The 14,197-nt window shown below is 68.7% G+C and carries 15 protein-coding genes; 12 read left to right on the top strand and 3 right to left on the bottom strand.

Annotated features, from left to right (window positions below):
• Positions 1 to 11 precede the first annotated feature (11 nt).
• Genes ASD55_RS03155 through ASD55_RS03200 form a run of 10 tightly spaced genes read left to right on the top strand, consistent with a single transcriptional unit; the run spans position 12 to position 7,975 of the window.
• On the top strand, positions 12 to 218 hold the full coding sequence (locus ASD55_RS03155; RefSeq protein ID WP_056715297.1) for a hypothetical protein: 207 nt from the start codon (positions 12 to 14) through the stop codon (positions 216 to 218).
• A gap of 5 nt (positions 219 to 223) precedes the next feature.
• On the top strand, positions 224 to 1,012 hold the full coding sequence (gene cpaB, locus ASD55_RS03160) for a Flp pilus assembly protein CpaB (RefSeq protein ID WP_056763678.1): 789 nt from the start codon (positions 224 to 226) through the stop codon (positions 1,010 to 1,012).
• Positions 1,013 to 1,014: 2 nt separating this feature from the next.
• Complete coding sequence (locus ASD55_RS03165; protein ID WP_056763680.1) at positions 1,015 to 2,367, top strand: pilus assembly protein N-terminal domain-containing protein; 1,353 nt, start codon at positions 1,015 to 1,017, stop codon at positions 2,365 to 2,367.
• 10 nt (positions 2,368 to 2,377) lie between these two features.
• A complete protein-coding gene (locus tag ASD55_RS03170) occupies positions 2,378 to 4,096 on the top strand; it encodes an ATPase, T2SS/T4P/T4SS family (RefSeq protein WP_056763681.1) in 1,719 nt (572 codons plus the stop codon).
• Positions 4,093 to 4,941 (top strand): type II secretion system F family protein, encoded by an 849-nt coding sequence (locus ASD55_RS03175; RefSeq protein WP_007807398.1) that lies wholly within the window; start codon positions 4,093 to 4,095, stop codon positions 4,939 to 4,941. The genes ASD55_RS03170 and ASD55_RS03175 overlap by 4 nt, the downstream gene beginning before the upstream one ends.
• A complete protein-coding gene (locus ASD55_RS03180; RefSeq protein WP_056715310.1) occupies positions 4,938 to 5,828 on the top strand; it encodes a type II secretion system F family protein in 891 nt (296 codons plus the stop codon). Before ASD55_RS03175 ends, ASD55_RS03180 begins: the two co-directional genes overlap by 4 nt.
• An 8-nt stretch (positions 5,829 to 5,836) precedes the next feature.
• Positions 5,837 to 6,178 (top strand): DUF192 domain-containing protein, encoded by a 342-nt coding sequence (locus ASD55_RS03185; RefSeq protein ID WP_235577708.1) that lies wholly within the window; start codon positions 5,837 to 5,839, stop codon positions 6,176 to 6,178.
• Entirely contained in the window at positions 6,163 to 6,675 is a 513-nt protein-coding gene (locus ASD55_RS03190; protein ID WP_056763685.1) for a tetratricopeptide repeat protein, read from the top strand. The genes ASD55_RS03185 and ASD55_RS03190 overlap by 16 nt, the downstream gene beginning before the upstream one ends.
• A complete protein-coding gene (locus tag ASD55_RS03195; protein WP_056715320.1) occupies positions 6,672 to 7,328 on the top strand; it encodes a TadE family protein in 657 nt (218 codons plus the stop codon). The genes ASD55_RS03190 and ASD55_RS03195 overlap by 4 nt, the downstream gene beginning before the upstream one ends.
• The gene (locus ASD55_RS03200) at positions 7,325 to 7,975 is read left to right on the top strand and encodes a hypothetical protein (protein WP_056763687.1); all 651 of its coding nucleotides are present in this window, start codon (positions 7,325 to 7,327) and stop codon (positions 7,973 to 7,975) included. The genes ASD55_RS03195 and ASD55_RS03200 overlap by 4 nt, the downstream gene beginning before the upstream one ends.
• 4 nt (positions 7,976 to 7,979) lie before the next feature.
• Here ASD55_RS03200 and dinB read toward each other — a convergent pair whose 3' ends face one another.
• From dinB to ASD55_RS03215, 3 genes are all read right to left on the bottom strand, one after another.
• Positions 7,980 to 9,053 carry a DNA polymerase IV gene (gene dinB / locus ASD55_RS03205; RefSeq protein WP_056715325.1) on the bottom strand — a complete coding sequence of 358 codons (1,074 nt, stop codon included), beginning with the start codon at positions 9,051 to 9,053 and terminating at the stop codon, positions 7,980 to 7,982.
• A 58-nt stretch (positions 9,054 to 9,111) separates the two neighbouring features.
• Positions 9,112 to 10,014: a hypothetical protein gene (locus ASD55_RS03210; protein WP_056763690.1), complete on the bottom strand. Its 903-nt coding sequence runs from the start codon at positions 10,012 to 10,014 to the stop codon at positions 9,112 to 9,114.
• Positions 10,015 to 10,100: 86 nt separating this feature from the next.
• Positions 10,101 to 10,424 carry a hypothetical protein gene (locus tag ASD55_RS03215; protein ID WP_056763692.1) on the bottom strand — a complete coding sequence of 108 codons (324 nt, stop codon included), beginning with the start codon at positions 10,422 to 10,424 and terminating at the stop codon, positions 10,101 to 10,103.
• Positions 10,425 to 10,540: 116 nt separating this feature from the next.
• Between ASD55_RS03215 and ASD55_RS03220 the strand changes: the two genes are divergently transcribed.
• Together ASD55_RS03220 and ASD55_RS03225 are read left to right on the top strand one after the other, a co-directional pair.
• A complete protein-coding gene (locus tag ASD55_RS03220) occupies positions 10,541 to 11,878 on the top strand; it encodes an amino acid permease (RefSeq protein WP_056715333.1) in 1,338 nt (445 codons plus the stop codon).
• A gap of 14 nt (positions 11,879 to 11,892) precedes the next feature.
• Positions 11,893 to 14,025 carry a hypothetical protein gene (locus tag ASD55_RS03225; protein ID WP_056763693.1) on the top strand — a complete coding sequence of 711 codons (2,133 nt, stop codon included), beginning with the start codon at positions 11,893 to 11,895 and terminating at the stop codon, positions 14,023 to 14,025.
• Positions 14,026 to 14,197 lie beyond the last annotated feature (172 nt).

Here is a 14,197-nt window from a genome sequence, read left to right on the forward strand (position 1 = left end):
GGACGGCGGACATGTTCATTCGAAGGAACGCGCGCCACCCCGCCATGCCGTTGCGGCGTGGTCGCCAGCGCGGCAGTGCGCTGATCGAATACACCGTGGTGGTGCTGTTGCTGGTGACGGTGCTGCTGGCCAATCCCAACGTCATCCGCCAGCTCGCCGACGCGCTGCGCGATGCCTACACCAGCTTTGTCTACGCACTCTCCATCTCCTGGATATGAATCGAATGGAACGACGCATGCCGGCGGTCAACCGCAACTTCCTCTACCTGGGCGGCGCCATCCTGCTCGGCATCGTGGCCAGCCTGATGGCGGTGCACTACATCAACAAGCAGGTCGCCGCGCGCACGCAGACCAGACCCACCGAGACGCGCCAGGTGGTGGTGCCGGTGCATGACCTGGAGAAGGGCGCCAGCATCAGCCAGGACGACATCGCCGTGCGCGAGGTGCCGGCCGAGTTCGTGCCCGCCGATGCACTGACGCCCGACAACTACGAGGACTACCTGGGCCAGGTGCTGCGGGTGCCGCTGGCGCAGGGCGCACCGATCGGCGGCAGCGCGGTGGACCGGGTCACCGACCATTTCTCCAACGTGATCGAGCCGGGCAAGGTGGCGTATTCGATCCAGGTGGACGAGTCCAACTCGGTCTCCGGGCTGATCGTGCCGGGCGACCATCTCGACATCCTGCTGCTGCTCGACGGCGAGAACAGCGAGCAGATCCGTCCGCTGCTCGGCGACGTGCCGGTGCTGGCCACCGGCAAGCGCGCGAAGGGCCTGCGCAGCAGCAATCCTGACGGCGACGACGACACCTACTCGAACATCACGCTCGGGCTTGCGCCGAACGACGCGCAGCGCCTGGGCATGGCGATGAAGGTCGGCGAGTTGCGCGTGATGCTGCGCCCGGCCGGCAACCAGCAGCCGTTCGACCTGAAGACGCTGAGCAAGGCGGAGCTGCTGCGGCTGGGCCGGCCGGTGCATGGCAACGGCATTCAATTCATCATCGGCGGGAACAGTTGAACATGGAAGCAGGCAAACATTCCGGCCGGGCGACGGCGACCTTTCTGGCATGGCTGGCGCTGTGCGCCGCGGCGCTCGCGCTGCCGTTGCGCGAGGCGCGCGCGACCTCCCCGGTGATCGGCGATTCGCTCAGCATGTATGCGGGCCAGGCGCTGGTGCAGAGCGCGCCCGGCCCGCTCAAGCGGGTCGCGGTGGGCGACGGCAAGCTGCTGCAGGTCAAGGCGATCGGCAGCCGCGAGCTGGTGCTGATCGCGAACCAGCCCGGCGACACCTCGGTGCAGTTGTGGATGGCCGACGGCAGCCAGCGCAGCGTCAGCGTGCACGTGGTGGTGGGCAACAGCGCCGAAGCGGCCGGGATGGTCGAGCGCCTGCTGGGCGAGGACAGCGCGATCTCGGTCGCCACCGTGGGCGGCAACGTGGTGCTGACCGGCAGCGACCTGTCGCAGGCGGACATGGCGCACATCGCGGCGATCAGGAAGATCTACCCGCAGGTGCTCGACTTCACCAGCGCCAACGCGGTGGAGATGAAGCCCACCGTGATGATGCGCGTGCGCATCATGGAGTTCGACAAGAAGGCGATCAACCAGCTCGGCATCAAGTGGGACAGCATGATCGCCGGCCCCGGCGGCGGCCTGGTGCACGACTGGGTCACCAATCCTTACTACCGGATGACCCCGCAGGGCTTCGCCGGCATCGGCGCCGACGGCGGCCCGGCCAACCTGCCGCTGCGGGTGCCCGGCACGCCGTCGTACTTCGGCATCGCCACCTCGATCGCCTCGCAGATCAACCTGATGATGCAGGACGGCAACGCGTGGGAACTCGCCGCGCCGCAGCTGTCCGCCCGCAGCGGCGGCGTTGCCGATTTCCTGGTCGGCGGCGAGGTGCCGATCCCGATCAGCCAGGGCCTGGGCGAAACCACGGTCGAATACAAGCAGTACGGCATCAAGCTGCACATCGCGCCGGTGGTCAACAGCAAGGGCGACATCTCCACCGACATCGAGACCGAGATCAGCAAGATCGATCCCAGCGTCAACGTGCAGGGCTATCCCGGCTTCATCACCCGCCGTGCCAGCGCGCAGCTCAACGTGCACGAGGGCGACACCATCGTGATCTCGGGCCTGGTCGACGCCAGCGCCTCGAAGACCTTCGACAAGGTCCCCGGACTGGGCGACATCCCGGTGCTGGGCGCGCTGTTCCGCTCGCGCGACTTCCAGCGCAATCGCACCGACCTGGTGATCTTCGTGACGCCGATCGTGATCACCCCCGACTCGCCGGAGAACCGCGAACTGATCGAGAAGAGCGACCGCCTGCGCGACGACTTCCGCAAGGTCGCCGGCAAGGACATCGTGGATTGAAGGTGAAGCCATGTTCGAAGTGCTGATCGAAACCGCCAACCGCGACCCGCGCCAGGTGCGCTGCCTGCACAACGCCTGCGGCATCGGCCGCGGCGAGGACAACCTGGTGATCCTGCAGGGCTGGAACATCGGCCGCGAGCACGCCATGCTGAGCGTGCGCAAGGGCGGCGTCTTCATCGAGGTGCTCGGTGGCCGCGCCCCGGTGGTGATCAACGGGGCCAGGGTGCAGGGCGAGCACGGCCCGCTGCGCCGCGAGGACATCGTCATCATCGGTTCGTACCGGCTGCGCGTGCTGGTCGACCAGGACGAGGCCGCGCCGGTGAGGGTGCCGCAGCGTGCCGCCAACGCGCCGGTCCATCTCGACCCGGTGGCCTCGCCGCCGGCCGTCGAGCCGCCGGCCGCACCGGTGACCGGCCTTCCCGCGACGCTGCAGCCATCGGCCGACATGCTGGCCTGGCGCACCCGCGTGCACCAGTCGCTGGTGCGGCAGATGGACCTGCGCCGGGTCGACGTGCGCGGCATGACGGACGACGACCTGCGCCAGAAGACCTCGTCGCTGATCGAGGAAATCATCGAGCGCGAGTTTGCCGACGAACTGCCGCGCACGATCAACCGCCGCCGGCTCGCCAAGCAGGTGCTGGACGAGGCGATCGGACTGGGGCCGCTGGAGGACCTGCTGGCGGACGAGACGGTCACCGAGGTGATGGTCAACTGCTCGGACGACATCTACATCGAACGTGCGGGCCGGATCGAGAAGTCCGAGGTGATCTTCACCAGCGACAAGGCGGTGCTGGCGGCGATCGAGCGCATCGTGGCACCGCTGGGCCGGCGCATCGACGAGAGCTCGCCGATGGTCGATGCGCGCCTGGCCGACGGCTCGCGCGTCAACGCGGTGATCCCGCCGGTGGCGCTGCGCGGGCCCAGCCTGAGCATCCGCAAGTTCAGCAAGCGAAAGCTCAGCGGCGACGACCTGCTGCAATACGGCTCGGTCAACCGGCAGATGCTGGAGTTCATGCAGGTGGCGGTGCGCGAGCGCAGGAACATCGTGGTGACCGGCGGCACCGGTTCGGGCAAGACCACGCTGCTGAACATTCTTTCCAACTTCATCCCCGACCACGAGCGCATCGTCACCATTGAGGACGCGGCCGAGCTGCGGCTGAGCCAGCCCAACCTGGTGGCGATGGAGGCGCGTCCGGCCAACCTCGAGGGCAAGGGGCTGATCACCATCCGCGACCTGGTACGCAACTCGCTGCGCATGCGCCCGGACCGCATCGTGGTGGGCGAGTGCCGCGGCGGCGAGGCGCTGGACATGCTGCAGGCGATGAACACCGGCCACGAGGGTTCGCTGACCACCGCGCACGCCAACTCGCCCCGCGATGCGCTGTCGCGCCTGGAGGTGATGGTGATGATGTCAGGCATGGACCTGCCGATGACCGTGGTGCGCGAGCAGATCGCCTCGGCGATCGACCTGATCATCCACCAGCGCCGCTTCCCCTGCGGCTCGCGCAAGATCACCCACATCTCGGAGATCACCGGCATCGAGAGCGGCACCATCCAGGCGCAGGACCTGTTCACCTTCCGCGCCCGCGACCAGGGCGGCCCCGGCGGCAAGGTCCGCGGCGAATACGCGGCCACCGGCGCGGTGCCGGAGTTCTACGAGGAGCTGGCCGATCGCGGGGTGCCGGTCGACCTGTCGATCTTCAAGATCAACGAGGACGATCGCGCATGAGCCTGCTTCCCGTCGCGATCGTGGTGTTTCTCGCCGTCGCCGCGATCGGCTACCTGGCGGCGCGCAGTTCGACGGTGTTCTGGGGGCGCTACCAGGAAGCGTTCACCGAGCAGGCCCGCTTCAATCTCGCCGACATGTTCATGTTCATGGACGAGCGGAACCTGTTCCGCCTCAACGCCGTGGCGATGGTGCTGGTGCCCTTGCTGGTGTGGTTCCTCAGTGGCAACCCGCTGCTGGCCATCGTGACCCTGGTGCTGATCCTGGTGCTGCCGAAGAAGATCTACCGGTGGCTGCGCCAGCGACGCATCAACCAGATCCAGCAACAGCTGCCGGACGGGCTGATGATGGTGGCCGGCAGCATGCGCGCGGGGCTGGGTTTCACCCCGGCGCTGGAAAGCCTGGCGCGCGACGTCGAGCCGCCGCTGGCGCAGGAGTTCGCGCTGCTGCTGCGCGAGCAGCGCATGGGCGTGAAGCTGGAAGAGGCGCTGGAACATTTCAACGACCGCGTGCCGATCCAGGACGTCACCCTGTTCGTCTCCGCCGTGGGCATTTCCCGCGAGGTGGGCGGCAACCTGGCCGAGAGCATGGCCTCGCTGGCCGACACCTTGCGGCGCCGGCTGATCATGGAAGGCAAGGTGAATTCGCTGACCGCCCAGGGCCGCCTGCAAGGCATCGTGATGGCGATGATGCCGGTCGGCCTGATCGGCTTCCTCAGCTTCGCCTACCCCGACACGATGCACGAGATGTATCACTCCTACGTGGGCTGGGCGGTGATCGCGGTGGCCGCGGTGATGGAGTACCTGGGCTATCGCATGTGCCGCAAGATCACGAGCATCGACATATGAGCCCAGTCGTCATCCTGCTTGCGGTGGCCATCGGCGGTGGCGTCGGCTTCGCCTTCTGGGGCATCTACGGGCTGCTGCGCGAAGTGCCCGTGGCCGACCGCAACTTCCAGGACCCGCTGCCGTTCGGACTGCGCCTGATCTGGCCGCTGGTCAACGCCGCCACCCACGTGCTGGCGCCGAAGCTGGGCGCGGACAAGCTGGAACAGGCGCACCGGCAACTGCAGACCGCGGGCCAGGATTTCGTGTTGAGCCCGGAACAGCTGTACGGATTGCGCGTGGTGGGTGCCGGCCTCGTGGCGGCGTTCTTCTGGCTGCTGCTGGGCATGCTCGACCGGCACGGCTACCTGCTCTACGGCACGGCGATGCTGTTCGGCGCCGCCGCCGGCTGGTTCTACCCCAGCCTGTGGCTGGGCGAACGGCGCAGCAAGCGCCGCCGCCTGGTGATCAAGGACCTGCCGGTGTACCTGGACTTCATCACCATGGCGGTGGAGGCGGGGCTGAACATCACCGGCGGCATCGAGCAGGCCACCCAGAAGGGCCCGGCCGGTCCGCTGCGGCAGGAGTTCACCCGCCTGCTGCGCGACATCCGTTCCGGTCTGCCCCGCGCCGAGGCGCTGAAGCGGATGTCCGAACGGATGGAGATGTCGCAGATCTCCAGTTTCACCGGCACCCTGATCCAGGCCGACCGGGTCGGCGCCAGCCTGGGCGCCACGTTGCGGGCGCAGGCCGGGCAGCGCCGCGAGGAGCGTTTCCTGCGCGCCGAGAAACTCGCGCTGGAGGCGCCGGTGAAGATGATGCTGCCGCTGGTGCTGTTCTTCTTCCCGCTGATCTTCCTGGTGCTGGGCTACTTCATCTACCTGCGCATGCGCCAGGAGGGCATCTTTTGAAATCGGGCGTGATTCTTCGCGATGGCCAGCCGATCGTGCCGCAGGCGTGGCGCGCCGATCGTCCATGGAGTCGCCTGCGCGGCCTGCTGGGGCGACCGCCACTGCACGGCGGCGCGGCGCAGGCGCTGTGGCTCACGCCTTGCGGCGGCGTGCACACGTTCGGCATGGGCTATCCGCTGGACATCGTTTTCCTGGACCGGGACGGGCGCGTGCTGGAGTGTTGCGAAAGCCTGCCGCCGTGGCGCACCTGCCTGCGCTCCGACGCCTGGCAGACGGTGGAGCTGGCGCCGGGCGGCATCGCCGCGCTTTCGCCTGCACGCGGCGAGGAGTGGACATGGCGGGCGCACTGAAAATCCGCATCGCATGCGTGGTCATGCTGCTGGCGCTGGCTGGCTGCGCCGCGTCGCCCACGCAACGCCTGGTGAAGACCGTCGCCCAGCAGCAGCGGGCCGAACAGGCGTACCGCGGCGGCCATCCCGAACAGGCGCTGGCCGACTACCAGGCGCTGGTGCAGCAGCTGCCGCAGAACGCGGACTTCTGGTTCCGCCTCGGCAACGTCTACGTGCGGTTGCAGCGTCCCGACGACGCGGTCGACGCCTACCAGCACGTGCTGCGCATCGAGCCCGGCCACGCCAAGGCGTGGCACAACCTGGGCATCGTGCGGCTGCGCCAGGCCGAGGCCGCGTTTGCGCAGGGTGCGCAGCATGCGGCCGGCATCGACGCCGGCCTGCAGCGGGACAGCGCGGCGATGGCGCATGGCATTGCCGCGCTCGGTGGCGCCGCGCCGGACGCGCCGGCGTCCTCCACCTCGGCGCCCCCGCCACCTGCTGCCGGACGGCGGCCATGAACCTGGGTGGGCGGCAACGCGGCCAGGCCGTGGTCGAGACCTGCGTGGTGATCCTGGTGTTCGGCGTGTTCCTGCTGGGCATCCTGCAGGCGATCCTGTTCTACCGGGTCAAGACCACGGTCGACTACGCCGCGCTGGAAGCCGCCCGCAACGGCGCCACCCACAACGCGAAGATGAGCGCGATGCGGGTCGGCCTGGCGCGCGGCCTGATGCCGCTGTACGCGCACAAGGTCGGCAACGGCGAGGCGACCAGGGCCTATGCCGAGGCCTTCGTGGCGGCCAGCAACCCGCTGGTCAGCGAGATCAGGGTGATCAGCCCGACCAAGGCCGCCTTCGCCGACTGGAAGGAGCGGCAGTTCGACGGCGTCGAGGCGATTCCCAACGACAGCCTGGCGTTCCGTCCCTCGTCCGCTGGCGGCCGCAGCGGGCTCACCGTGCAGGACGCGAACGTGTTGAAGATCCGCGTGGTGTACGGCTACAAGATGATCGTGCCGGTGATCGACAAGCTGGTGATCGCGATCTTCCGCGAGTCGTTCTACAAGGGCCTGAGCGCCCGGGAAATCGCCATGCTGGAAAGCGGTCGCCTGCCGATCGTGAGCCAGGCGATGGTGCGCATGCAGACGCCGATCCGCGACGCGGGCGTGCTGCCGTGAAGCGATGCCTGATCGTCATGGCGTGGGCCGTGCTCACGCTGCCGGCGTCCGCCCTGCCCGCGGCCGAGCTGCCCGACGTGAAGATCGACGCGGTGCTGCAAGGCAGCGGCATCCGCACACTGGCCGGGCACGATGGGGTCGCCGCCGAAACGATCTGGATCAAGGGCGACAAGACGCGGGTGGACTTCGACGCGGGCGCAGGGCGTCGCGGCCGCATCCTGCGTGGTGGCGATCATGCGTGGCTGCTGATGTCCACGTCGCGGCGGGCCTTGCCGGCCGACCACGTGCGGATCGGCGCGATCACCCGGCTCGACGTGGCCAGGCCGTGCTGGGATCTCGGTTTTGCCTGCGCGCCGGTGGAAAGTCGCCGCATCGCCGGTCGCCCGGCGCACGGCTGGCGCTACCGCCACGCCGGCCATGCCGGCCCCGGCGGCAGCGACAGCGGCGTGTTCTGGATCGATGCCGAATACGGCCTGCTGCTGGCCTTCGAGGCGAAGGACAGCGCCGGTCACACCCGCCGCATGGAAGCCACCGCGGTCGGCTTCGCGAAGATTCCCGACGACACCTTCGCCTTGCCCGAAAGCCTGCGCATGGACGTAAAGAAGGCCGATTCGCGGGCGGACCGCCTGCGTCGTTACGCGCAGTGAGCGGTCAGGCAAACAGGTCGGACTGGGCCTGGTAGCTGTCGCGGTCGACGAAGCCGGACAGGCCCACGCCGACCAGCCGGTAGCGGCTGTCGGCCGGGCGTTCGACCCGCTCGCGCAGGGCGCAGGCGATGTCGCCCAGTTCATCGGCGGACAGCGGTCGGGTGGATGGCGTGAGGCTGCGGGTCAGGGTGCGGAAGTCGGAGGTCTTCAGTTTCAGCACCACGGTGCGCGCCACCCGCTCGCGTTCGCGCTGGTAGCCGGCCCAGGCCTTGGCGGCGAGCTGGCGGATGTGCGGTTCGAGATCGTCCAGGGTGAGGTCGTGCTCGAAGGTGTCTTCGGCGGAGATCTGCAAGGTGGGACGATCCGGCTGCACCGGGTGCTCGTCGATGCCCAGCGACAACTCGTGCAGGCGCCGGCCCCAGCGACCGAAACGCTGTTCCAGCTCGGCCAGCGCCAGCGTGCGCAGGTCGGCCACGGTGACGATCTGCAGCGCCGCCAGCTTCGCCTCCATCACCTTGCCCACGCCGGGCAGGCGTCCCACTTTCAGCGGGGCGAGGAAGGCCTCGACCTGGTGCGGACGCACCACGAACAGGCCATCGGGCTTGCGGAAGTCCGAGGCGATCTTGGCCAGGAACTTGTTGGGCGCCACGCCGGCCGAGGCGGTCAGTTGCGTCTCCTCGCGGATCGCCGCCCGGATCGCCTCCGCCGTGGCGGTGGCCGAGGGCAAGCCGGTTTTCGTTGCGGTGACGTCGAGATAGGCCTCGTCCAGCGACAGCGGTTCGATCAGGTCGGTGTGCCGCGCGAAGATCTCGCGGATCTGCCGCGACACCGCCTTGTAGCGCACGAAGTCCGGCGGCACGAAGACCAGTTGCGGACACAGTCGTTCGGCGCTGACCGCCGGCATCGCCGAGCGCACGCCGAACACCCGTGCCTCGTAGCTGGCCGCGCAGACCACCGAGCGGGCGCCACGCCAGGCCACCGCCACCGGCTTGCCGCGCAGCGAGGGATCGTCGCGCTGCTCCACCGACGCGTAGAACGCGTCCATGTCGACGTGCAGGATCTTGCGTGGCGAAGACATCGGGGGTTGCGGGCGTCACGGCATGCGGGGTGGAGCCATTGTACGCAGCGCCGTCGTTTCAGTGCCGCTGCGCAGCCGCCGGCGGCAGGTTCAGGCGTTGCGCCAGGTGCTGCGCCAGCCGTTCGGCCGCGTGTGCCTGCCCGGCCAGGAACAGGAACGGCTCGATCAGTTCCAGCTCCATGAACAGGAACCGTCCGGCGCTGACTACCCCGTCGACGCGGGCGTAGGCCAGCTCGCCGTGGTTCCGCGTGTCGACGGCGGCCAGCGCCGCGGCGGCCGCGGCAAGGGTGGCCACGTCGGGCCGGACCGCCTCGACGCTGCCGCCGTATTCGCTCTGCACCCGATAGTCGCCGGCGGCCGGACGCTTGATCACCGCGTGGCTGAACTCGCCGCCGAAATACAGCAGCGACCACTCGCCCGCGCTGACGATCTCCGGCACGAACGGCTGCACCAGGAAGTCGATGCCGCAGGGCAGCCGCGCCACCTCGTCGGCGAACGCCGCATCGCCGACCCGGCCGCGCAGCGTATGCCAGGCGCCGCCGCTGATGCTCGGCTTGATCACCACCTGTTGCCCCGGCATCGATGCCAGCACCTGCGGAAGTTCGCCGGCAGCAGCGAGCCGGGTCGGGATGGTCGCCACGGCGTGCGCCGCCAGTTCGAGCAGGTAGCGCTTGTCGCTGTTCCAGCGCAGCACGCGACTGTCGTTGAAGGTGGCGACGCCGAGCCGGTCGAGCCGGTCCAGCCAGGCGATGAAGTCGGCGTGGTGCTTGTAGTAATCCCATATGGTGCGGATCAGCACCGCGTCGAACGACGCCCAGTCGACCGCCGGATCGTTCCACACGCAGGACACCGGCGTGATGCCGCGTTGTTCCAGCCGGCGCGCGAGCCCGGCGTCATCGGGCTGGATCGAGGGAAGCTCGGCCGAGGTGGCAAACGCGAGTCGAGTGGCGGTGACGGACAAGATGGGACCTCGTGGGGGAGTGCAGGACGGTTCTTCGTGGCCATCGGGTGGGCGCGCCGACGAGTCTCCACGCGCCGGGGCGGCTTTCAGTGCTCATGTTCCCATCTCACCTCGATGGCGTCGCCATCCATCGCGCCCGTACAGTAAGCGCCCAGTCGTACCCAGCCCGAGCGGATGCGCTTGAGGGAGTTGTCGTAGACCGCCACGTGGTAGACCACCTGGGATCTGGACGTGGTGAAGAACATGCCCAGGGGCATCAACAGGCGGCGCTTCGCGTGCAGGATCCGGTAGCTGTTTGCGTCGGCCCAGGACTGCAGCAGGGCGCGCGCCTTGAGGTAGCGGCGGTAGCCGTAGTAGCTGGCCAGGACAAGCGCGACCAGGCAGAGCGGCAGCAGGCCAAGGTTGTTCATCGTTTGCGGTCTTCCGGAAGGCAGGCGATGGATGGAACCCGCTCGCGTGTGCGTGAACCGTAGCAGACAGCCGATGGGACTGGCTGAAACGGCCCGGACAATGGCAAGGTAGGCAGATGCTGACCGAACCCGCCAATGCCTATGCCCGTCGCCTGAACACCTGGGACGCCGCGATGATCGTCATCGGCGGCGTGATCGGGGCAGGCATCTTCCTCACCCCGGCCACCGTGGCACGCAGCACTTCCTCCGGGGCGGAGGTGCTGGTGTTGTGGGTGATCGGCGGCCTGCTGACGCTGGCCGGCGTGCTGTGCTACGCCGAGCTGGGCGCGCGGCGCCCGCAGGCGGGAGGCATCTATGTCTACCTGCGCGAGGCGTTCGGCCTGCTGCCCGGTTTCCTGTTCGGCTGGACCATGGCGCTGATCAACTACCCCGGCAGCGTGGCCGCGGTGGCGACCATGTTTGCCGACTACCTGTGCACGGCGCTGGGCCTGCCCTCGCAGGTCTACGTGAAGCCGGTGGCGGTGGGCGCGATCGTGTTCATCGTCGGCATCAACCTGTTCGGCATCCGTGCCGGCGCGTGGATGCAGAACATCTTCACCGTGCTGAAGCTGGTCGCCGTCACGCTGCTGGTGGTCGCCGGCCTGGTGCTGGCGCATGGCCAGTCGGGGCCGGTGCTGGCGACGGACACGCTCCATCCGGTGTCGTCCTGGGCGTTTGCCGGCGCGCTGCTGCCGGTGCTGTTCACCTATGGCGGCTTCCACTATCTCAATGATCTCGCCGGTGAGGTGCGCAATCCGCAGCGCACCCTGCCGCGGGCACTGGGCATGGGCATGGTCGGCGTGGTGGTCTGCTACGTGCTGGTCAATTACGCCTACCTGGCCGGACTGGGCCATGCCGGGCTTGCCGCCAGCACGGCGCCGGCGGCCGACCTGATGCGCGGCCTGTTCGGCGACGCTGGCGCCACCGTGATCGCCGTGGGCATCGCCTGTTCCACCTTCGGCTATTGCAGCATCGCGATCGCCGGTGGTGCGCGGGTGCTGCAGACGATGGGCGCCGACGGCGTGTTCTTCCGTGCTGCCGGACGCGTCGATGCGCGCACCCGCGCGCCGCAGATCGCGCTGGCCCTGCTGGGTGGCTGGGCGGCCGTGCTCACCTATTCGGGCAGCTTCAACCAGTTGCTCAACTACACCACGGTGGGCGAGTGGCTTGGCCACGTGTTCGGCATCGGCACCCTGTTCTGGTATCGCAAGCACTTCATCGACCAGCCGGCGCCGTATCGGGTGCCGTTCTATCCGCTGCTGCCGCTGATCTTCGTGATCACCGTATTCGGCGTGATCGTGGCCAGCGCGATCCATGCCCCGGGCGACGCCGGCATGAGCCTGCTGATCATCGCGCTGGGCGTGCCGGTGTATTACGGCTGGCAGCACTGGGTCCGCCGGCATCCCGTCGGGTAGCACGGGCACGCGTGATGAGATGGCGCGGCTGGCTCGGCTTGTGCTGCCTTTGCGGCCTGCAGCCCTGCCACGCCGCTGCACCGGAGCTGCCCGATCTGGCCCGTGCCGGTGCGCGGGTCAGTCTCGACCAGGTGCGCCGTGTCGGCGCGGTGGAACACGCGGCTGACGGCGTGGCGCAGCAGCGCTACGCGTTCCAGCCGGCGGCGCATCCGTCGATCGTGATGACCCCGGCGGGCGATGCGTGGGATTGGTCGGGCGAGGGCGAGCTGCATGTGCGGGTGCAGAACGCGATGCCGTGGGCGGTGACGCTGGACATCGAGATCGATGGCGCCGGGTCGCAGCGTCTGCAGGCGCGCGTGGGCGTGCCGGCCGGGCCGGCGCAGACGCTGGTGGTTCCGCTGCGCGCCACCTCGCCACGCGAACAGGGCATGCAGGTGGGACCGCCGATGCCGTTCGGGCTGCGCGGCCGGTCGATCCTGCTGGCGACCACCGTGCAAGGCACGCTGGATCGACACCACGTGCGCGCGATTCGCCTGGGCATCCCGGGGCCGCAAGCGGTGCAGACCCTGCTGTTCGGCAAGCTGTCGACCACGGCGGGCGAGGCCATGCTGCACGAGGCCTACGCCGGTATCGTCGATCGCTACGGACAATCCACGCGCGGCCGCTGGCCGGAGAAGATCGATTCCGATGCCGCGCTGCGCGCGGCGGTCATGGCCGCTCCGGAGGCCGCGAAGCCCGCCGGCGTCGACGCTCATGGCGGACGTCTGGACGGCCAAAAGCTGCGCAAGACCGGCTGGTTCCACGCGCAAAGGCAGGCGGGTCGCTGGCAACTGGTGACGCCCGAAGGCCACCCGTTCTTTTCGCTGGGCGTCAATGCGGTCAGCGTCGGAGACCAGCGCACTCGTGTCGAGGGGCGCGAGTTCATGTTCACCGGGCTGCCGCCGGACCGTGGCGCATGGGCCGCGTTTCATGGGCGTGGCGACAACCGGCGTCCGGGGCAGGCTGCCAGCAGCGGCATCGGCCATGACCACGGACGCTGGTTCGACTTCCACGCGGCCAACCTGTATCGCATCGATGGTGCGGGCTGGTTGTCCGCATGGCGCACGCGCACGCTGGATCGGTTGCAGGCATGGGGCTTCAATACCATCGGCAACTGGAGCGATCCGGCGTTGGGCCAGGCCCACCGGCTGCCGTATACGCGCTCGATCAACATCGCCGGCGACTACGCGAATGTTTCCAGTGGCTACGATTACTGGGGCCGCATGCCCGACCCGTTCGATCCCCGCTTCGTCGCCGCCACCGAGGTGGCGGTGGCGAAGGCCAGCGCCGACGTGTGCGACGATCCCTGGCTGCTCGGCTACTTCGCCGACAACGAGCTGGCCTGGGCCGGCATCGGACCGCAAGGTCGCTGGGGACTGGCGCTGGGCACCCTGGCGGGCGAGGCGGCAAGCCCGGCCAAGCAGGGCTTCATCGCGATGCTGCGCAAGCAGTACGCGACGCCGCAGGCGCTGGCCGCCGCGTGGGGCATTCCACTGGACTCGTGGAAAGCGCTGGACGCCACCGGCTACGTCGCGCCCGTGCCGAGCGAGGCGCATCCGGCGATTGCCCGCGACTACAGCGCGTGGTTGAGTCATTACGCCGACGCCTACTTTCGCATCGTGGCCGCCACGATCCGCCGCCACGATCCGCACCATCTGTTCCTCGGCGGCCGGTTCGCGGTGTACACGCCCGAAGTCGTCGCGGCCTGCGCGCAGTATTGCGACGTGGTCAGCTTCAACGCCTACGCCGACCTGCCGCAACACCACATCGACATGGCCCGGATGCAGGCGCTGGACAAGCCGGTGCTGATCAGCGAATTCCACTTCGGCTCGAACGATCGTGGCCCGTTTGGCGCAGGCGTGGTGCCGGTAGGGAACGAGGCGCAGCGCGGCGAAGCCTATGCGAAGTACCTCGCGGCCGCCGCGGCGAATCCGCAGGTCGTCGGCGTGCACTGGTTCGAATACACCGACCAGCCGGTGACCGGCCGCCTGCTCGATGGCGAGAACAGCCACATCGGGCTGGTGGGCATCACCGACATTCCGTTTGGCGGCTTTGTGCGGGCCGTGCGCCAGGCCAATGAACAGGCGCAGCCATCAGGCGGGCGTTGACGATGGACGAAAAAAAACCCGCAGAGGGGGATCTGCGGGTTTTCGGGGGGTTCCGTCTTGATCGCGTGGAGGAGGAGGGGAGCCTCGCCACGCAGCGGGAAGGATGTCTCACGACATGGGGCTTAATGTACTACACGGTTTGTTAATGCCGCGTAACTGAGCTGCCGCAACG

This window comes from Rhodanobacter sp. Root561 (assembly GCF_001427365.1).
Classification (GTDB): Bacteria; Pseudomonadota; Gammaproteobacteria; order Xanthomonadales; family Rhodanobacteraceae; genus Rhodanobacter.

What these genes read in the sequence shown, in the direction of transcription:
- ASD55_RS03190 (WP_056763685.1), top strand. Translation starts at nt 6,163, where the DNA reads ATGGCGGGCGCACTGAAAATCCGCATCGCATGCGTGGTCATGCTGCTG.
- ASD55_RS03225 (WP_056763693.1), top strand. Translation starts at nt 11,893, where the DNA reads ATGAGATGGCGCGGCTGGCTCGGCTTGTGCTGCCTTTGCGGCCTGCAG.
- ASD55_RS03180 (WP_056715310.1), top strand. Translation starts at nt 4,938, where the DNA reads ATGAGCCCAGTCGTCATCCTGCTTGCGGTGGCCATCGGCGGTGGCGTC.
- ASD55_RS03175 (WP_007807398.1), top strand. Translation starts at nt 4,093, where the DNA reads ATGAGCCTGCTTCCCGTCGCGATCGTGGTGTTTCTCGCCGTCGCCGCG.
- dinB (WP_056715325.1), bottom strand. Translation starts at nt 9,053, where the DNA reads ATGTCTTCGCCACGCAAGATCCTGCACGTCGACATGGACGCGTTCTAC.
- ASD55_RS03195 (WP_056715320.1), top strand. Translation starts at nt 6,672, where the DNA reads ATGAACCTGGGTGGGCGGCAACGCGGCCAGGCCGTGGTCGAGACCTGC.
- ASD55_RS03220 (WP_056715333.1), top strand. Translation starts at nt 10,541, where the DNA reads ATGCTGACCGAACCCGCCAATGCCTATGCCCGTCGCCTGAACACCTGG.
- ASD55_RS03155 (WP_056715297.1), top strand. Translation starts at nt 12, where the DNA reads ATGTTCATTCGAAGGAACGCGCGCCACCCCGCCATGCCGTTGCGGCGT.
- ASD55_RS03165 (WP_056763680.1), top strand. Translation starts at nt 1,015, where the DNA reads ATGGAAGCAGGCAAACATTCCGGCCGGGCGACGGCGACCTTTCTGGCA.
- ASD55_RS03170 (WP_056763681.1), top strand. Translation starts at nt 2,378, where the DNA reads ATGTTCGAAGTGCTGATCGAAACCGCCAACCGCGACCCGCGCCAGGTG.
- cpaB (WP_056763678.1), top strand. Translation starts at nt 224, where the DNA reads ATGGAACGACGCATGCCGGCGGTCAACCGCAACTTCCTCTACCTGGGC.
- ASD55_RS03215 (WP_056763692.1), bottom strand. Translation starts at nt 10,424, where the DNA reads ATGAACAACCTTGGCCTGCTGCCGCTCTGCCTGGTCGCGCTTGTCCTG.